The organism is Streptomyces sp. NPDC002580, from assembly GCF_042889485.1.
Classification (GTDB): domain Bacteria; phylum Actinomycetota; class Actinomycetes; order Streptomycetales; family Streptomycetaceae; genus Streptomyces.
In genome coordinates this window covers 436,671-454,931 of record NZ_JBIAQZ010000008.1, presented here as the reverse complement: position 1 = coordinate 454,931, position 18,261 = coordinate 436,671, and the positions used below count along the sequence as shown (strand labels likewise).

General features: G+C 71.1%; 11 protein-coding genes. 4 read left to right on the top strand and 7 right to left on the bottom strand.

Annotation, left to right across the window (positions count from 1 at the left end; genetic code table 11):
* Positions 1 to 18 precede the first annotated feature (18 nt).
* Entirely contained in the window at positions 19 to 1,662 is a 1,644-nt protein-coding gene (locus tag ACFYW7_RS25840) for a GMC oxidoreductase (protein WP_389506329.1), read from the bottom strand.
* A gap of 250 nt (positions 1,663 to 1,912) precedes the next feature.
* On the opposite strand from ACFYW7_RS25840, the gene kstD reads away from it, so the two are divergent.
* A complete protein-coding gene (gene kstD, locus ACFYW7_RS25835) occupies positions 1,913 to 3,706 on the top strand; it encodes a 3-oxosteroid 1-dehydrogenase (RefSeq protein ID WP_389506327.1) in 1,794 nt (597 codons plus the stop codon).
* Positions 3,707 to 3,733: 27 nt separating this feature from the next.
* On the opposite strand, the gene ACFYW7_RS25830 is transcribed toward kstD, so the two are convergent.
* Together ACFYW7_RS25830 and ACFYW7_RS25825 are read right to left on the bottom strand one after the other, a co-directional pair.
* Positions 3,734 to 4,855, bottom strand: coding sequence for a PP2C family protein-serine/threonine phosphatase (locus ACFYW7_RS25830; RefSeq protein ID WP_389506325.1), 1,122 nt, complete (start codon positions 4,853 to 4,855; stop codon positions 3,734 to 3,736).
* 286 nt (positions 4,856 to 5,141) lie between these two features.
* Positions 5,142 to 6,011 (bottom strand): ANTAR domain-containing protein, encoded by an 870-nt coding sequence (locus ACFYW7_RS25825; protein WP_389506323.1) that lies wholly within the window; start codon positions 6,009 to 6,011, stop codon positions 5,142 to 5,144.
* 282 nt (positions 6,012 to 6,293) lie between these two features.
* Here ACFYW7_RS25825 and ACFYW7_RS25820 point away from each other — a divergent pair, with 282 nt between their 5' ends.
* Positions 6,294 to 7,151: a DMT family transporter gene (locus tag ACFYW7_RS25820; RefSeq protein ID WP_389506321.1), complete on the top strand. Its 858-nt coding sequence runs from the start codon at positions 6,294 to 6,296 to the stop codon at positions 7,149 to 7,151.
* A gap of 271 nt (positions 7,152 to 7,422) precedes the next feature.
* Here the strand turns inward: ACFYW7_RS25820 and ACFYW7_RS25815 are convergent, their stop codons facing one another.
* From ACFYW7_RS25815 to ACFYW7_RS25805, 3 genes are all read right to left on the bottom strand, one after another.
* The gene (locus ACFYW7_RS25815; RefSeq protein ID WP_389506319.1) at positions 7,423 to 9,843 is read right to left on the bottom strand and encodes a SpoIIE family protein phosphatase; all 2,421 of its coding nucleotides are present in this window, start codon (positions 9,841 to 9,843) and stop codon (positions 7,423 to 7,425) included.
* 102 nt (positions 9,844 to 9,945) lie between these two features.
* Positions 9,946 to 14,223: a HAMP domain-containing protein gene (locus tag ACFYW7_RS25810; RefSeq protein WP_389506316.1), complete on the bottom strand. Its 4,278-nt coding sequence runs from the start codon at positions 14,221 to 14,223 to the stop codon at positions 9,946 to 9,948.
* A 351-nt stretch (positions 14,224 to 14,574) separates the two neighbouring features.
* Complete coding sequence (locus tag ACFYW7_RS25805; RefSeq protein WP_389506313.1) at positions 14,575 to 15,456, bottom strand: RNA polymerase sigma factor SigF; 882 nt, start codon at positions 15,454 to 15,456, stop codon at positions 14,575 to 14,577.
* A 461-nt stretch (positions 15,457 to 15,917) separates the two neighbouring features.
* Between ACFYW7_RS25805 and ACFYW7_RS25800 the strand changes: the two genes are divergently transcribed.
* Positions 15,918 to 16,853 carry an anti-sigma factor RsbA family regulatory protein gene (locus ACFYW7_RS25800; RefSeq protein ID WP_389506311.1) on the top strand — a complete coding sequence of 312 codons (936 nt, stop codon included), beginning with the start codon at positions 15,918 to 15,920 and terminating at the stop codon, positions 16,851 to 16,853.
* Positions 16,854 to 16,950: 97 nt separating this feature from the next.
* Here ACFYW7_RS25800 and ACFYW7_RS25795 read toward each other — a convergent pair whose 3' ends face one another.
* Positions 16,951 to 17,520 carry a Dps family protein gene (locus tag ACFYW7_RS25795; RefSeq protein ID WP_389506309.1) on the bottom strand — a complete coding sequence of 190 codons (570 nt, stop codon included), beginning with the start codon at positions 17,518 to 17,520 and terminating at the stop codon, positions 16,951 to 16,953.
* A gap of 246 nt (positions 17,521 to 17,766) precedes the next feature.
* Between ACFYW7_RS25795 and ACFYW7_RS25790 the strand changes: the two genes are divergently transcribed.
* The gene (locus ACFYW7_RS25790; RefSeq protein WP_389506307.1) at positions 17,767 to 18,126 is read left to right on the top strand and encodes a DUF5133 domain-containing protein; all 360 of its coding nucleotides are present in this window, start codon (positions 17,767 to 17,769) and stop codon (positions 18,124 to 18,126) included.
* The last annotated feature ends 135 nt before the right edge of the window (positions 18,127 to 18,261 follow it).

The following is an 18,261-nucleotide window of genomic DNA, read 5'->3' as shown; positions in this document are numbered from 1 at the left end:
TGGGCGGCCCGGACGGGTCTAGAGGTCCACGGCGATGATCTTCTCGATGTTCCGTTCGGCGAGGGCCGTGATGGTGACGAACGGATTGACGCTGGTGTTGCCGGGAATCAACGCGCCGTCGATGACGTAGAGGCCCGCGTAGCCCTGCAGCCGGCCGTAGTTGTCGGTGGCCTTGTTCAGCACGGCGCCACCGAGCGGGTGGTAGGTGAGGTGGTCGCCCCAGATCTTGTACACGCCGAAGAGGTCGGTCCGGTAGATGGTCCCCTCCTTCGCGTTGATCTTGTCGAAGATCGACTTGGCCATGTCGATCGCGGGCTGCTTCCAGGCGGTCTGCCAGTTGAGGTCGACGGTGCCGGTGGCCGCGTTCCAGGAGAACTGGGCCCGGTTCGGGTTCTTGGTGATGGACAGGTAGAACGACGCGTAGGTCTCGATGCCGGTCGGCAGCGGCGCCACCTCGGCGAACGCGCCGCCCGCGGCCCAGTTGTCGATGCCGCCGCAGGGAATGCTGGACTGGAGCGCGCCGGTCGGGTCCCACAGGTGGTTGGCCCGGCCGCACATGACGTTGCCGTTGTCGCCCCAGCCCTTGCCGATCTCGCCGTTCAGTCCGGGCAGCGCTCCCGTGGCCTTCAGCTTGACCAGGAGTTTGCTGGTGCCGACGCTCCCGGCCGCGAAGAACACCCGGTCCGCCGTCACCGTCTTGGAGGCGGTGGCGTCACCGCTGGTGTTGAGCTGGTCGATCAGGACGGTGTAGCCGCCACCGGCCGCCGGCGACACCGAAGTGACCTTGTGCAGCGGCGATATGGTGACCCTGCCGGTGGCCGCGGCCTGGGCGAGATAGGTCTTCTGGAGCGACTTCTTGCCGTAGTTGTTGCCGTAGAGGATCTCCCCGGCGAGGGCCGACTTGGTGACGGTGCCCGCGGCCTCCCGCTCCATGTAGTCCCAGTCGTACACGTCGGGCACGAAGACGAAGGGGAAGCCGGAACGCTGGGCGTGCTTACGGCCGACCCGCGCGTACTGGTAGCAGTCGGTGGTGTTGAACCACGCCGGGTCCACGACGCCGACACCGAGCCCGGTGTTGGCGCGCGGGTAGTAGGTCGCGTACATCTCGTCGGCGTTCACCGACGGGAGGATGGCGCCGAAGTTCTCCCGCTTGGGGGTGACCGCCATGCCCCCGTTGACCAGCGACCCGCCGCCGACCCCGCGGCCCTGGTACACGATGATCTGGCCCATCTCCTCGGCGTCGAGGATTCCCGTGTAGCGGGGGATGTCCTTGTCGATGGGGAAGCCGAGGAAGTTGCTGAGGGGCTGCTTGGTCTTGGTCCGCAGCCAGTACGAACGCTGGTCCGGGCTGGTCGTGTTGGCGAAGATCTTGCCGTCCGGGCCCGGGGTGTCCCAGGCCATGCCCATCTCGACCATCTGTACGTCGACACCCGCCTGGGCGAGCCGGAGGGCGGCGACCGAACCCCCGTATCCGGTGCCGATCACGAGGACGGGGACATGTGCTCCGGAAGGGATGGACGAGGCCGCCGTGGCGATCTGAGTCGGCGCCGCGACGGCGCGACCGGCAAGGGTCACTGCTCCAAGAATAGAACCTGTTCCAGCTATGAATCGTCGACGCGAGACACCCCTGGAGTCGTTGTTCTGCTGGGTGTTGTCACCCATGTGACACTCCTCACTCTCGATGAGTGGGAACAGGTTCTACTGTTACTGGCTTGTTAAGTCACTACATACCAGTTGGTAACTTGTGTCCGATCTTGGGGTGATCGGCGAGTGATGCTCCGCTTGCCCTTGACTTCACAAGACCCTCGCGCGACATTCCTGACGCCGCATCAGAACCGGTACGTCGGGGGCCTGTCGGCACCCGGAACACGGAACGACTCACCTTCCCCCCGCCCCACTGGAGCGCCCTGCCATGTCCCCGAGCCCGGACCCCGCGAGACGCAGCGACTCCCCTCCGGCATCCGGCCCGTCACGACGCCGGGTGCTCGGCGCGGCGACGGGCGCCTCCCTCGCGGTCGCCGCCGGTGCCGCCGGATCCGCCACGGCGGCCGACCTGCCCCTGCTGGGTACGTACGACGTCGTCGTGGTCGGCTCCGGCGCCGCCGGGATGACCGCGGCACTGACCGCCGCCAAACAGGGACTGAGCTGCGTCGTCCTGGAGAAGGCACCCACCTTCGGCGGCTCGGCGGCCCGCTCCGGTGCGGGCATCTGGATCCCGAACAACCCGGTGATCCTCGCCGCGGGCGTCCCCGACACCCCGGCGAAGGCCGCCAGCTACCTCGCGGCCGTGGTCGGCCCGGACGTCTCCGCCGACCGGCAGCGGGCCTTCCTCGGCAACGGACCGGCCATGATCTCCTTCGTCATGGCCAACAGCCCGTTGCGCTTCCGCTGGATGGACGGGTACAGCGACTACTACCCGGAACTCCCCGGCGGGCTCCCGAACGGCCGCTCCATGGAGCCCGACCAGCTCGACGGCAACATCCTCGGAGCCGAACTCGCCCACCTGAACCCGGCGTACATGACGGTCCCGGCCGGCATGGTCGTCTTCAGCGCCGACTACAAATGGCTCACCCTCGCGGCGGTGAGCGTGAAGGGAGCGGCCGTCGCCACCGAGTGCCTGGCGCGGGGCACCAGAGCGGCGCTGCTCGGCCAGAAGCCGCTGACCATGGGCCAGTCGCTCGCGGCCGGGCTGCGGGCGGGCCTGCTCGCGGCCAGGGTTCCCGTGTGGCTGGACACCCCGCTGTCCGACCTGCTGCTGGAGAGCGGCTCCGTCACCGACGCGGTGGTCACCCGGAACGGCGCTCCCGGCCTGGTCAGGGCCCGGCGTGCGGTCGTCGTCGGCTCCGGCGGCTTCGAGCACAACGCGGCCATGCGCGCCCAGTACCAGCGCGCGCCCATCGGGACGGCCTGGACGGTGGGCGCCAAGGAGAACACCGGCGACGGCATCCTCGCGGGCCGGCGCGCCGGAGCCGCGCTCGACCTGATGGACGACGCGTGGTGGGGACCGGCCATCCCGCTGCCCGACCAGCCCTACTTCTGCCTCGCCGAACGGACGCTGCCCGGCGGCCTGCTGGTCAACGCCGCCGGAGCGCGCTTCGTCAACGAGGCCGGCCCCTACAGCGACGTCGTGCACACCATGTACGACCGCGATCCGAGCGCTCCGGACATCCCGGCCTGGCTGGTCGTCGACCAGAACTACCGCAACCGCTACCTGTTCAAGGACATCGCTCCGACGTTCGCGTTCCCCGACTCCTGGTACACCTCGGGCGCCGCGTACAAGGCCTGGACCCTGGACGACCTCGCCGGCCGGATCGGCGTCCCCGCCGCCGCCCTGCGCACCACGGTCGGCCGCTTCAACAGCCTGGCCCTGAGCGGCACGGACACGGACTTCCACCGCGGGGCCAGTGCCTACGACCACTACTACACGGACCCCGCCGTCCTCCCCAACTCCTGCCTTGCCCCCCTGTGGCTGCCTCCGTTCCACGCCTTCAGGATCGTCCCGGGCGACCTGGGCACCAAGGGCGGCCTGCGCACCGACGCCCGGGCGCGCGTCCTGCGCGCGGACGGCACCGTGATTCCCGGCCTGTACGCGGCGGGCAACGCCAGCGCGGCCGTCATGGGCCACAGCTACGCGGGAGCGGGCTCGACGATCGGTCCCGCGATGACGTTCGGGTACATCGCGGCGCTGGACATCGCGGCGACCTGACGGGGGAGCGGACGCCGGGACCGTCCCTCAGCCGGCGGCCAGGTCGTCGTCGCCCCGGATCCGCGGCGCCAGCAGCAGGATGGAGACGTCGTCGCGGATCGAGGGGCAGTACCGGACGAGGTCCTGCCAGACGCGGTCGACGATCGCGTCCGAGTCCTCCTCGGCGAACCCGGTCAGCCGGTCCGGCAGGGGGTAGAAGACGCCGGCCGGGTCCCTGCTCTCGCTCACCCCGTCCGACGCGAGGAACAGCCGGTCGCCGGGTTCGAGATCCACGACCCGTACCCGCGGCGGGGACAGCTCGAAGAAGCCCGGGCCCAGCGGGGCTCCCGGTTCGATGTCGAGCTCGAGCGCCTTCGCACCGCGCAGCAGGAACGGGCAGGGGTGCCCGCAGGACACCATCCGCACGCTGTCGGTGTCGGGCGGGAACTCCAGGAGCAGCGCGGTGGCGAACATCTCGGCGTGCTCGACCGCGGCGGAGTCCACCACCAGCCGCCGGTCGAGACGGGCCGCGGCCGCCTCCAGGTCGCGCTGGTCCAGCACCGTCTCCCGGAACGCCCCGAGCAGCGAGGCGACCGTCCCCACGGCGGACAGACCGTGCCCCTGGACGTCACCCATCAGGGCCCGGACCCCGAAGGGCCCGTCACGCACGTCGAAGAAGTCGCCGCCGACCAGCGTCTCCCGCTGCGCGGGCCGGTACAGCCCGACGCAGCGCACCGGCCCGACCCGGTCGGGAAGCGGTGGCAGAACGGCGAGCTGGGCGGCTTCCGCCACCGAGCGCACGGTGACCAGGTGAGCGTCGCGGCGGCTGCGCACATGGGACACGAACACGCTCAGCACGGCGATGAAGACGATGGTGAGCAGGTCGGCCTGGCCCGGACGGTTGAGCTCCAGGGCGGGGACGGTCAGCAGGAGCACGACGATCCCGCCGAAGACGGCCGTCGCCAGGGGCCCGTAGGAGAGTACGGCCAGGGCGGGGATGGCACCCAGGAGGAAGCCGATGTCCAGTCTCTGACTGCTCAGGAGCTCGCCCACGCAGATCGCCACCAGCAGGACCGGCGGAAGCAGCCGCACCCAGGGCGGAGGGGGCGAACCGTGCAGCCATCCCTGGTCCGTGTCACCGGGCCGGCCGGCCGAGGCCTTCCTGGCCATGGCACTCCTCCTTCCGCCCCCACGCTCCTCCATTCCGTGCCGCCGCGCATTCCGGTCGGCCCGGCGGCACGGCCACCAGGGAGTCGAGGGGTGCTCCCCGGTCGGGTGCGGCGGGAGGGGTGGCGGGCGCCCCGGCGGGCGTGGCCGTGGGACGGAGCCCCGCCACCACGGGGATGGGACGGCGGGACTCCACAGGGCGTGTGCCCCGTGGGCCCCGGTTCATCCCACCCGGCTCCGGCCGGGACGCCGGGGACCCTTCGCGGCGGACACGGAGGGCCCCGCCCGCTCAGTCCTCCGCGGTCGCGGTCGTGTGCAGATGGTCCAGCGCGTCGAGCACGACGGTGTTCCGGTGCCAGGAGAGCCAGCGGCCCACCATCAGACCGGTGGTCTCCAGGGCCTGGAGCTGGGCGCGGGTGAACCCGGGCAACGGGCGCTCGTGGTGGGAGGAGGCCATGCCGATGGGCACGCCGGCCCGGTTGACCAGGGGCACGCTGTGGCAGGCGCGGCTGCCCGCTCGCAGGATGACCTGCCGGGAGTCCTCGTCGAAGACGTCGGCGGTCGCCACGTCCCGGACCGTGACCTGCCGGCGGTGTTCGGCGGCCTGGGCGCACGAGGTCGTGGGCGAGTCGACGAACGCGAAGAAGCCCGTGAACTCGCGGGCGAGACCCGAGTGGCGGACCATCCGCAGGCGCCCTCCCTCGGCGAGCTGGACATTGCCCATGCCGGCCCCCGTGATGTCCATGACCCGGTGCAGAGCGGCGCTCAGCACCTCGCCTTGGTGCGTGCGATCGGCCCCGGAGATCCGCAGCCCGGGCAGCGGGGGAGGGGGCGTCCGGACCCGATCGGTGGCGCGGGCCGGCCCGTCGGGGCTGTGCGGAGTCCGTACGACCGCGTCCGCCAGCGTGTGCAGTCTGATGTTGAACCGCTGCGAGGCCTCACGCAGCAGGGTGAAGGAGGACTCGGGCGCGGGAAGCCGGTAGCGCTCCATCAGGACGCCCTGGGCCAGCGAGATGGCGGGGCGGGCGTGCAGGCGTTCCTGCAGATCGGCGTTCTGCTCCCGCAGCCGGGCGATCTCCCCGCGTACCGCGGCGGAGTTCGCGTCCGGCTCGGGGGCGCCCCCGTCGGCGGTGGACGGGGGCTGTGGGTCCTGGCTCATGCTGTACGGCATCCTGTCTGACGTCGGGTCTCATCGGCAGCCCGAACGCCAGGGGAAGGCATGACGGGCCGCCGTCGCACCGCCGGTTCCGCGCCACCGCGCGGCCCCGCGGAGACAACGCGGCGCGTGCCTGCTTCCCAAGCACTTGCGGCGACACTATCGCGGGGGCGGAGGCCGCTTCGCAAGGGGTCCGGTCCCGTTCCCGCCCGCCCGCGCCGAGCACGTCCTCCGGTCGGTCGGCCCGAGGAGGCCCGGACCGGAGGACCGGGGGATGGTGGAGGGGTGACCGGGCTCGCCGTGCTCTTCGCGCTCCTCGGAGCCGCCAGCAACGCCATGGGCACGGCGTTCCAGCGCAAGGCCGCCTCCCGTCTGGCCGAGGGCGGCGGCCTGCGGCTCGTCCTCCGGCTGGCCCGGCAGCCCTCCTGGCTGATCGGCATCGCCGGAGTGATCGGGGCCGCGGTCTTCCAGGCCCTGGCCCTGGTGAACGGACCCCTGTCCCTGGTGCAGCCCCTGTTCGTCCTGGAACTGCCCTTCGCCCTGATGATCGCCATCCCGTTGCTGCACCGCCGGCTCCCGCGCGCGGGATGGCGGGCCGTCGCCGGCGTGGTGGCCGGCCTCGGACTTGTCCTCGGCGCGGCCGCTCCCTCGGGAGCGCGGTCGGACGCCGCCATGGAGCGCTGGGTCCCGGTACTGGCCCTGTGCCTGGGAGCCGTGGCGGTCGCGGTCCTTCTCGCCCGACCGGGCCGTCCGCCGCTGTTCCGCGCGGCCGTGCTGGGATCGGCGGCGGCCGTCAGCAACGCGCTGACCGCCGCGCTCCTGAAGTCGGCCATGGGCACGCTCACCGACGAGGGCTTCGTCGCCTTCCTCGGCGTGTGGCAGACGTACGGCTTCGCCGTTACCGGGGTAGGCGCCGTCCTGCTGCTGGAGAACGCCCTGCAGGCGGGCCCGCTGGCCGCCTCGCAGCCGGCGCTGACCATCGGCGACGCGACCGTGAGCCTGCTGCTGGGCGTCTTCCTCTTCGACGAGACGATCCGAACCGGCTGGTGGCTGCTCCCCGAGCTGATCGGGGCCGGACTGGTCCTGTGGGGCGTCCTGCGGCTGACCAGGGTCGTCCCGCACATCGCGGAGATCGCCCACTGACGTCCCCCGCGGCGCGTGACGCTCGGCCATACGAGGGGAATCCCGGCCGGAAGCCCGTGTGCGTTCGCCGTCGGGACCGGGGCGGCAGCATCCTGGAACTGCTCGAGGAAGCCATCCCCCCCTGGCGAACCCGAGCTGTACGGCCCCGCAGGCAGTCACCCCCCCCCGGCTGTCGGCGGGGCCGCATCCTTTTCTCCCGGGCGGACCCGATCGCGGTCCCGTCTCCCGGACCTGGATCCCGGCCTCGTTCCCGGACCCGGTTCGCTTCCGCTCAGTCGATCCGGACGCCGATGATGCACGTGTCGTCGTCGGTGTCGGACCTGCTGTACGTCAGCAGCCGGTCGAGCTGGTGGTCCAGGGTCCTGGACGTCGTCCGGGCCGCCTTGAGCAACTGGCGCAGCGACACCTCCACCGACCGGTCACGTCGTTCGATCAGACCGTCCGTATACATCAAAAGGGTGTCGTGGGCGGCCAGTTGGACCTCTTCCTCCTCGAACGTCGCCTCGGGGACGGCGCCGAGCAGGATGCCCTTGAGCAGCGGAAGCACGATCGCCTCCGTGTCGCGGACCAGCACCGGCGGAAGATGCCCGGCCCTGGCCCAGCGCAGGACGCGGCTGCGCGGATCGTAGACGCCGCAGACCACGGTCGCGGTGACCCCGCCCGTCAGATGGTGGGCCACGATGTTGAGCCACGACAGCAGCTGGCCGGGCCCGGCGCCCGTCACGGCCAGTCCGCGCAGCGCGTTGCGCAGCACCACCATGCTGGTCGCCGCCTCGATCCCGTGCCCGGCCACGTCCCCGACACACAGCAGCACCAGTCCGGACGGCAGGACGACGGCGTCGTACCAGTCGCCACCGACGAGCTGCTCGGTCTCGGCGGGCCGGTAGCGCACCGCCACGTCGAGGCCCGGAGCCCGCAACGGGGCCTGGGCCGGCGGCATGATCGCGTGCTGGAGCTGGAGGGTCAGCCGGTTGCGCTCGTGCGCCTGCTGCTCGGTGTGCGCCAGCTGGTCGCGGGTGACGGCCAGCGCCACCTCGGTCCAGTGCTGGGCCGAGATGTCCTGGTAGGCACCGCGGACGACGAACAACTGGTCGTCGGCGCCGAGCACCGGCTCGGCCACCATGCGGATGTGCCGGGTGACGCCGTCCGGACGCAGGAGCCGGAACGCGGCCGTGGCCGGCCGACGATGGTGCAGGACCGTGCGCAGGAAGCGGCCGATGGTGACGGCGTCGTCCGGATGGGCGTGCGCGGGCAGCTCCTCCAACGCCGTGGGAGGACCCGCGGGGGAGCGGCCGTACAGGTCGAAGAGCGTGTCGTTCCAGATGATCTCGCCGGTCAGCAGGTTCTCCTCGAAACCGCCGATCCGGCCCAGCCGTTGGGCGTGCTGGAGCAGGCTCGCCAGCCGCGCCGTCTCGTCCTCGATGCGCCATATGAGCAGCACCGCCCCGCCGTGCCGGCTGACGTTGATGTCGGCCACGGCGGACAGCGTCACCTGGTCGACCAGCGCCATGAGGTCCATGCGCCGAGCCCGGAACGGTTCCCCGGTGGCGTAGACCCGTTCGATGCTCTGGAACAGGTCGCTGGCCCCGGCGGCCATCGGGTAGGCCTCCAGCAGCAGTGAACCGTGGACGGTGCCCCGGGGCCGTCCGGCGGGGTCGAGGAAACGGCCGTTGACATGGCGGATGCGGAAGTCCGCGAGCCGCCCCTGGTCGTCGAGGTGCGGCACCAGGACCAGGGCGGGATCGTGCAATCCGTCGACCAGGTCGATCAGCTCGGAGACGTCCGTCGTTCCCCGCACGTCCTGGCCCTCGACCGGAAGCACGTGCGTCTCCAGCGTGTGCGAACACAGCTCCGCCAGCGCCTCGACCTGGCGGACGACCTGGGGCGGCTGAGGTTCCAGGTGGGAGGGCCAGGCGATTTCCAGGACGCCGTGGATACGGCCCCCGGAACCGGCCGGCACCGCGACCCTGCCGCCGTCCGGATGGTCGGCGTGCCCGATGGACGGCAGGCCCGTGTCCGCCAGCGAGCCCGCCCACTGCGCCGTACGTTCGGACAGCGCGCGGCGCGCCATCGTCGCCACGCCCGGCGGTACGTATCGCCAGCGCCTGGCCTCGGCCGCCGAGAACCCGGCGCTGCCCGCCAGCGAGAGCGAACCGTCGGCGTCCACGGCCCAGATGGCCACGGCGACCGCCCCGAGCGGGGCCAGCGCGTGCTGGAGCAGGGAGTCGGCGACGGCCTGGGTGTCGTCGGCCGCGAGCGCGCCGCTCTCGGCCGCGCGCAGCCGCACCGCGGGCGCCTCGTCCGCCCTCACGCGTTCCGTCGTCAGGGCGAGGAAGGCGCTGGTCACCTCCGAAAGCCGGTCGTGCGCCGCCTGGTTGATGATCTCGACCGCGAGTTCCAGCTGGGGCACCTTGGCCTGTTCGGCCAACTCCGTGAGCTGGCGGGCGGCCTGCGCCGGCCCGCAGCCCAGCCGCTCGACCAGGATGCCCTTGGCCAGCTCGATCAGCGCCCGTCCGTCCGCCTCCGCCTGGGCGGTCCGCACTTCCCGGCGCAGCCGTTCCACGGTGGCCGCCAGCCTGCCCACCGGAGACGTCGCCGGCACGCCGTTCTCGCCGTCCCGTCCGGTCCCGGCGTCAGCGAGGTCCGCGGAACCGGTGGCGACGTCCGCGTGGGCCGCTTCAGGAATGTTCACGGTGCGGCCGCTCCTCGGGACGGGACCCCACAGGGGCGGGGGAGGGGCGGTCCTGGCGGACGCCCCGTCGATCGGCCGCGACGGCGGGTGCCGTTCGCCATGTCACTCCCCCAGCCAGCGTCGTACGCAGGCGATCAGGTCGTTGGTGTCGACCGGCTTGGTGACGTAGTCGCTGGCACCGGACAGCAGGCTCTTCTCCCGGTCGCCCGGCATGGCCTTCGCCGTCACCGCGATGATGGGCAGATCGGCGTACCGCGGGATCTTGCGGATCTCGGCGGTCGCGGTGTACCCGTCCATCTCGGGCATCATTACGTCCATCAGGATCAGCGCGACCTCGGGCCGGCTCAGCAGGGTCTCGATGCCCTTCCTGCCGTTCTCCGCGTGCAGCACCTGAAATCCGTGCAGCTCCAGGATGCCGCTGAGCGCGAAGAGGTTGCGGGCGTCGTCGTCGACGACCAGGACCGTACGGCCCCGGAAGGTGTCGTCGATCGGCTGCGCGGGCCGGCTCTTCGCCTCCTCGGCGCGGACCAGCGGGACCACGTCGCCCGGCTGCTCCGCGGACAGGTGCAGCGCGATGCGCTCGCGCAACTCGTCCAGGCTGGAGAGGAATTCCAGCGAGCGGGCGCCGGAGCGGGACTGCAGCGCCTGTTCCTGCGCCAGGTCGACCCGGCTGCCGTTGTGGACGAGGACCGGAACGGTGACGAGGGCCGAGTCGCCCTCCACCGCCTCCAGGAACCGGGCCGTCTCCCCGTCCGGCATGCCGAGTTCGAGGACGACGCAGTGCCACGGCTCCGCTGCCAGCGCGCTCGCCGCCTCCTGCGCCCCCACCACGGTGATGACGTCGACGCTCTCGCGGGTGTCGCCCTCGTCACGGCTGCGGGCGACATCCTCGACCGCGCTCTCGGCCACCAGGGTCAGCAGGCCCCGGGGCCGCTCCTCGACGACCAGCAGCCGGCGCCGCCGCCGGTCGGGCGGACTGACGGAACCCGGCAGCGAGTGGCGTGGTGCGGAGCGGGCCGTGACGCCCTGTGCCGGGGCCGCTTCGGACACGCCGCCCCCGGCCAGCAGCTCCTCGAATTCGGGGCGTGCGACCGGCAGGAAGAGGGTGAACGTACTGCCCTGTCCCGGGATGCTGTCGACGATGACCGCTCCACCGAGCAGATGGGCGATCTCCCGGGTGATGGACAGCCCCAGCCCGGTCCCGCCGTACTTGCGGCTCGTGGTGCCGTCGGCCTGCTGGAAGGCGCCGAAGATCGTCTCCAGCTGCTGCTCGGGGATGCCGATCCCGGTGTCCTTGACCCGGAAGGCCACGACCGTGCCGCCACGCCGTACGCCCGCCGGGATCTCCTGGTCGGCGGCCGGTTCGATCCGCAGTTCGACCTGTCCCCGCTCGGTGAACTTGACCGCGTTCGACAGCAGGTTGCGCAGCACCTGCCGCAGCCGGGAGTCGTCGGTGAGCAGGTCGACCGGCGCCCCGGGTGCGGTGCTGACCGTGAAGTCCAGGCTCTTCTGCGAGGTCATCGGGCGGAACGTGGCCTCGACGTACTCGAGGAGCTGGCGCAGCGGGACACGCTCCGGCGTGACGTCCATCTTGCCGGCCTCGACCTTCGACAGGTCCAGGATGTCGTTGATCAGCTGGAGCAGGTCGGAACCCGCCGAGTGGATGATCCCGGCGTACTCGACCTGCTTCGGCGTGAGATTGCGCGAGGGGTTCTGCGCCAGCAGCTGGGCCAGGATGAGCAGGCTGTTGAGCGGGGTCCGCAGCTCGTGGCTCATGTTGGCGAGGAACTCGGACTTGTACTTGGACGCCAGCGACAACTGCTGGGCCCGTGCCTCGAGTTCCTGCCGGGCCTGCTCGATCTGGAGGTTCTTCGCCTCGATGTCGCGGTTCTGGGTCACGAGCAGCGAGGCCTTGTCCTCCAGCTCGGCGTTGGAGCGCTGGAGTTCGTCCTGCTGGACCTGCAACTCCTCGGACCGTGCCTGGAGTTCGGCGGTCAGTCGCTGCGACTCACCGAGCAGTTCGTCGGTCCGGGCGTTCGCCACGATTGTGCTGACGTTGACACCGATGGTCTCCATCAGCTGTTCCAGGAACGTCCGGTGCCCCTGCTTGAAGCGGGTGACCGAGGCGAGCTCGATGACGCCGAGCACCTGCTCCTCGACGACGATGGGGAACACGACCAGAGCGGTCGGCGCCGTCTGTCCGAGGCCCGAGGAGATGGTGACGTAGCCCGGCGGCACCTCGTCCACACTGATGGCGCGACGGCTGCGCGCGGCCTGCCCGACGAGGGAGCGGCCCAGCGGTATGCGCGTGGGACGCCCCTCGTCGTCGGGGTAGCCGTAGGAACCGACGAGCCTCAGCTCGGTCCCCTTCGCGGTCTCCTCGGCGAGGTAGAAGGCGCCGTACTGGGCGGCGACCAGCGGGGTGAGCTCGTCCATGATGAGGTCGGCCACGACGTCCAGGTCCCGGTAGCCCTGCATCAGACCGGAGACACGGGCCAGGTTCGTCTTGAGCCAGTCCTGCTCCTGGTTGGCGCGCGTGGTCTCCCGCAGCGACCCGACCATGGAGTTGATGTTGTCCTTCAGGTCGGCGACCTCACCGGAGGCCTCCACCGTGATGGACCGGGTCAGGTCGCCCTCGGCCACGGCGCTGGTGACCTCGGCGATGGCGCGGACCTGCCGGGTGAGGTTGCCGGCGAGTTCGTTCACGTTCTCGGTGAGCCGCTTCCACGTGCCCGAGACGCCCTCCACCTCGGCCTGGCCGCCGAGCCTGCCCTCGCTGCCGACCTCCCGTGCCACCCGGGTGACCTCCGCGGCGAAGGCGGAGAGCTGGTCGACCATGGTGTTGATGGTGGTCTTGAGCTCGAGGATCTCGCCCCGCGCGTCGACGTCGATCTTCTTGGACAGGTCGCCCTTGGCCACCGCCGTCGTCACGAGGGCGATGTTGCGCACCTGCCCGGTGAGGTTGTTGGCCATCGAGTTGACGTTGTCGGTGAGGTCCTTCCAGGTGCCGGCCACGTTCGGCACGTGCGCCTGGCCGCCGAGGCGTCCCTCGGTGCCGACCTCGCGGGCGACGCGGGTGACCTCGTCGGCGAACGCGGACAGCGTGTCGACCATCGTGTTGATGACGTCGGCCAGGGCGGCGACCTCGCCCTTCGCCTCGACCGTGATCTTCTGCGAGAGGTCGCCGCGGGCCACAGCGGTGGCCACCTGGGCGATGGAGCGGACCTGACCGGTCAGGTTCGACGCCATCACGTTGACGTTGTCGGTGAGGTCCTTCCAGGTGCCCGAGACCCCGCGCACCGTGGCCTGGCCGCCGAGGTTGCCCGCCGTGCCGACCTCGCGGGCGACGCGGGTGACCTCGTCGGCGAAGGCGGACAGCTGGTCGACCATCGTGTTGATGGTCTCCTTCAGCTCGAGGATCTCGCCGCGGGCGTCCACGGTGATCTTCTGGGAGAGATCGCCCTGGGCCACCGCCGTCGCCACCTGGGCGACGTTGCGGACCTGCGCGGTCAGGTTGCCCGCCATGAAGTTCACGGAGTCGGTCAGGTCACGCCAGGTGCCCTTGACGCCCTTGACGTCGGCCTGGCCGCCGAGGCGACCGTCGGTGCCGACCTCGCGGGCGACGCGGGTGACCTCGTCGGCGAAGGCGGACAGCTGGTCGACCATCGTGTTGATGGTGTTCTTCAGTTCGAGGATCTCGCCGCGGGCGTCCACGGTGATCTTCTGGGAGAGATCGCCCTGGGCGACCGCCGTGGTCACCTGGGCGACGTTGCGGACCTGTGCGGTCAGGTTGCCCGCCATGAGGTTGACCGAGTCGGTGAGATCGCGCCAGACACCGCCCACACCGGGGACCTGCGCCTGGCCGCCGAGGTTGCCCGCCGTGCCGACCTCGCGGGCGACGCGGGTGACCTCGTCGGCGAAGGCGGACAGCTGGTCGACCATCGTGTTGACGGTCTCCTTCAGCTGGAGGATCTCGCCGCGGGCGGGCACGTCGATCTTCTGGGAGAGGTCCCCCTTGGCGACCGCCGTGGCCACCTGGGCGATGTCGCGGACCTGGGTGGTGAGGTTGCCCGCCATGGCGTTGACGGAGTCGGTCAGGTCGGCCCACGTGCCGGAGACTCCCGGCACCTCCGCCTGGCCGCCGAGCGTGCCCTCCGTGCCCACCTCGCGCGCCACCCGCGTCACCTCGGAGGTGAACACCGACAGCTGGTCGACCATGCCGTTGAACACAGTGGCGATGTCGCCCAGCAGGCCACCGGCCTCGTCGGGGAGCCGGGTGCCGAAGTCACCGTCGCGCACGGCGGTGAGGCCGGCCAGCAGCTGGCGCAACTCCTGCTCGCCCGGCGTCCGTACGGACGTCTCGCTCGCGGTCCTGGTCATGCCCACCCTCGTTCCGCTCCCCTGGAGTCCCGTAGACGGACTCGGAACCACGCCGGGCCCACGGACAGCCCCACGGCTCTCCCTGGAATTCCCGCAGATCACAGGTCGTCCCGATAAGAAAATACGCCGCAGGCTAACCCAGAAGGCAGGCGCTGAACAAAGCCTGGTGACAAACGCTTCAGCGGCCGGAAAATATTGCCGGTGGCAGGAATAAGCGGGAGTGAAGGGGATACACAGAACCCTCTCGTTCCAGGACGGCCGCGGTACACACGAAAAGTCCCGCCGACCCGCTCGGACCGGAGTCCGGGGCGGGGCGACGGGACCGTCGTACCGATCGTGCCGTGGGGTGCGTCAGGCGACCGCGGGGTCGAGGAGCCCGGTGCGCAGACGCTTGAGGATCCGGCTGATCAGCCGGGAGACGTGCATCTGCGAGATCCCCAGCTCCTCGCCGATCTGCGCCTGCGTGCGCTCCTCGACGAAACGAAGATGGATGATCCGGCGCTGACGGTCGTCGAGTTCGGCGATCAGCGGAGCCAGCGAGTTGAAGTCCTCGACGAGTTCGAGCGCCGCGTCCTCCTCGCCGATGAAGTCCGCCAGGACCGCCTCGCCGTCCGAGCCGCCGTCGGCCGTGAGCGCGGCGTCCAAGGACGAGGAGTTGTAGCCGTTCGACGCCTTGCGGGCCTCGATGACCTCTTCCTCGGACAGGCTCATCAGCTCGGACAGTTCACGAGTGGTGGGCGTACGGCCGAGGCGGGTGCGCAGTTCCTCCGTCGCCTTGGCCAGCTCGACGCGGGCCTCCTGGAGCCGGCGCGGCACGTGGACGGCCCAGCTCGTGTCCCGGAAGAAGCGCTTGATCTCACCGACGATGTACGGAACCGCGAAGGAGGTGAACTCGACCTCGCGGGACAGCTCGAAGCGGTCGATGGCCTTGATCAGCCCGATGGTGCCGACCTGGACGATGTCCTCCATCTCCCCCTGGCTGCGGCTGCGGAAGCGCGCCGCCGCGTACCGGACGAGGGAGAGATTCATCTCGATGAGCGTGTTGCGGGCGTACTGGTATTCGTGGGTGCCCTCCTCGAGCACGGCGAGCCGGTCGAAGAACTGACGGGACAACTCGCGCGCGTCCTTCGGGCTGATCTTCAGCGGCTCGTCGATCTGCGGAAGGAGCCCGCCCGCGATCGTCGCTGCCTGGTGCGCCGTGTCCGTTGCCTTCGCTGCCGTCACGGCTGCCATGCCGTCCACCCCAAATCGTCCGAAGGAATTGATGCCAGAAGCCGTCTGCCCCGCATCACACCGCTCATGCCACCCTGTTGCGGGAAAATCCGCGGAACGCGAGCGTCCCGCGATCCGCCCGGTACCGGATGCGGGTGTACTTCCGTCGGGATGCATCGGTCGGATGCGGGGCCTCGGCGTCGATTCTCCGACGGAGTACCGGGCGGCCGCCGGACGGTTCCCGTGGGGAACCCGGGGCAGGTGAGGACCGGGTGCCGTCGACGAGGTGGCGCCGTCGCGCCCGGGGGCCCGGCACCGGCGTCGTGACGGCCACGTAATATGAGGTTCGGGGTGAAGTCCGTGGGCATCGAGCAACGAGTGGACGGAGCGCGGGCGCTCCTTCTCCTGACGTGTCTCTCCTCGGTGTGCCGCCCGGCGCGGCCGATCGCCGGGCACCCCCACCGGAGCGTGGTGGTCGAGTCATGAGAGCGACGGCACCTCCCCGTGAACCCTTCGTCCACCCGGCGCTCCTGTATCACGGCGACCGCGAGTACGTGGAAGGGACGACCCGGTTCGTGTCGGACGGCGTAGCCGCCGGGGAGCCGGTGGCGGTGGCCGTTCCCGCCGAGCGACTCGAACTCATCAGAGGGGAGCTGGGACCCCTCGGTGCCGGCGTCCGCTGGATCGACATGACGCGGGCCGGCCGGAACCCCGGCCGGATCATCCCCTCCGTGCTCAGGGCGTTCGTCGACGCCCACCCCGGCACCCATGTGCGGATCATCGGCGAACCGATCTGGGACGGTCGCACGGCGGCCGAGTACCCGGCCTGCGTCCAGCACGAAGCCCTCATCAACGCGGCGTTCGCCGGACGCGACGCGACGATCCTCTGCCCCTACGACGCCCTCGCCCTCCCGGACGACGTGATCGCCGACGCCCGGGCCACGCACCCCGTCGTGATCAGGGACGGCCTGTGGAGCGGCAGCCCGGCCTACGACCCGGACGGCGTGCTGGCACGCTTCAACGAGGCGCTGCGCCATCCGCCGGGGGCGGCGACGGTCCGTTTCGACGCGGAACTCCTGCCCGCCGCCCGCGACTTCGCGATGGGCGAGGCCCGGGAGCGCGGTATGAGTCCGGCCCGCCTGCAGGACCTGAACCTGGTGGTGGCGGAGCTGACCACCAACAGTGTGGTGCACGGGGGCGGTTCGGGGACCTTGAGGATCTGGGCCGAGAGCGAGCAGATCGTGTGCGAGGTGCGGGACGGAGGACGGCTGAGCGATCCGCTCGCGGGCAGGCATCCCGTGCGTCCCGACCAGATCGGCGGACGCGGCCTGTTCCTCGTGCACTTCGTCTCGGATCTGGTCCGGGTGCACACCGGGGACCGCGGGACGACCGTACGCAGCTACCTCGCCCGGGCCTGACCGGTCCCACCCCGACGCGTCTCGCCGCCCTGGTGTCCCGCCGCCGACGCGCCCGTGTCGGACTCCCGCCCGCCCCGCGGCCTGGGCGACGCCGGTCCTAGCCCGCTTCGCCCGGCTGGGCCGATCGTGCCGCCTCGCGTTCCGTGCGGGCCCGCGCCTGCGACAGGGTTCCGCCTGAGCTCTCCAGATGCGCGCGGACGAACCACTGGAACTGTTCGAGCGAGCGCAGTTGTTCGATGAGGAGGTCCTCCGTCACCGGATCGAGCTTGCCGATCTCGGCCACGACCGCGCGGTGGTCCTCGACGATTCCCGTGTAGACGAGGTCGAGGGCGCCGAGGTGGGCGATGGCGTCGGCACGGCCGACGCTGTAGTCGTCCCAGCTCCGCTCGGCGACCAGCGCGCCGGGCGTGCCGTGCGGGACCCCGCCGAGGGCGGAGATCCGTTCGGCGGTGTCGTCGGCCATGTCGCGCACGCGGTCCACCTGCGGATCGAGCATTTCGTGAACGGCGATGAAGTGCGGGCCCACCACGTTCCAGTGGATGTGCTTCAGCGTGAGCGAGAGGTCGTTGAGAGCGTGCAGCCGCCCGCTCAGCGCTTCGATGATCCGGCCGCCGTCGTGAGTACTGACGCCGGGGACCGTGTAGTTCGGTGTGGTGGAAGTCGCCATGTTCCCTTCCTTCGCTCGTAAATCCCTCGCGGGTGTCAGCCGGTCGCGGAAGTGTTCAAGTGCCCTGGTTCCCTTGCGTCACACCTGGCCGCCAGGGGCCCGCGCGCGCCTCACCGAGTGACGGCATGGGCAGGAATCCGCCTCGGACACGACATTGGGCCAAATAGGTTGTCTGGGGCGGCTGTTACGAATGAACCGTCGCGAACCAGGGCACACGGACGGAAACTCGAGAGAGGAGCCCTCGCCGTGCTCGTGCCCGACCCGAAGGTTGTCCGGAGGCTGCTGACGCGTTACGCGGCCCTGAAGATCGCGTACGCCGAGCGGGAGACCGCGGAGACGGCCCGCGAACTGGAGGACGTCACGTACACGCTCTGTGTGATGACGGGAACGATCGGCGTGCGCGAGGCCGTGATGGCGGCCGACGCCATGCTCGTGACCGCGGGGAACCTCCGGGACGCGCAGCGCGGCGGACTGCTGGGGAACAGCGCGTCACCCGCCGCCGCACCGAACGCGATGCCCGTCGCGGCCTCGGCCCTGACGCCGCCGCCCACCGAGGTGCGGACGTTGGACAGACGCACCGTCGGCCTGGCGGGTCCACTCTTCTGACCGCCGGACGCGGGGCGGGTTGGGGGGGGGGGGGCCCCCCCCCGGGGGGGCCCCCCCCCCCCGGGGGGGGGGGCCGGGGGGGGGGGGGGGGGGGGGGCCCGCCGCCCCCCCCCAGACACACCCCCCAAAACAGAC

Excerpts from the sequence above, each read along its gene's own strand:
- ACFYW7_RS25840 (WP_389506329.1), bottom strand. The coding sequence starts at position 1,662 with ATGGGTGACAACACCCAGCAGAACAACGACTCCAGGGGTGTCTCGCGT.
- ACFYW7_RS25795 (WP_389506309.1), bottom strand. The coding sequence starts at position 17,520 with ATGGCGACTTCCACCACACCGAACTACACGGTCCCCGGCGTCAGTACT.
- ACFYW7_RS25805 (WP_389506313.1), bottom strand. The coding sequence starts at position 15,456 with ATGGCAGCCGTGACGGCAGCGAAGGCAACGGACACGGCGCACCAGGCA.
- ACFYW7_RS25810 (WP_389506316.1), bottom strand. The coding sequence starts at position 14,223 with ATGACCAGGACCGCGAGCGAGACGTCCGTACGGACGCCGGGCGAGCAG.
- kstD (WP_389506327.1), top strand. The coding sequence starts at position 1,913 with ATGTCCCCGAGCCCGGACCCCGCGAGACGCAGCGACTCCCCTCCGGCA.
- ACFYW7_RS25825 (WP_389506323.1), bottom strand. The coding sequence starts at position 6,011 with ATGAGCCAGGACCCACAGCCCCCGTCCACCGCCGACGGGGGCGCCCCC.
- ACFYW7_RS25830 (WP_389506325.1), bottom strand. The coding sequence starts at position 4,855 with ATGGCCAGGAAGGCCTCGGCCGGCCGGCCCGGTGACACGGACCAGGGA.
- ACFYW7_RS25800 (WP_389506311.1), top strand. The coding sequence starts at position 15,918 with ATGAGAGCGACGGCACCTCCCCGTGAACCCTTCGTCCACCCGGCGCTC.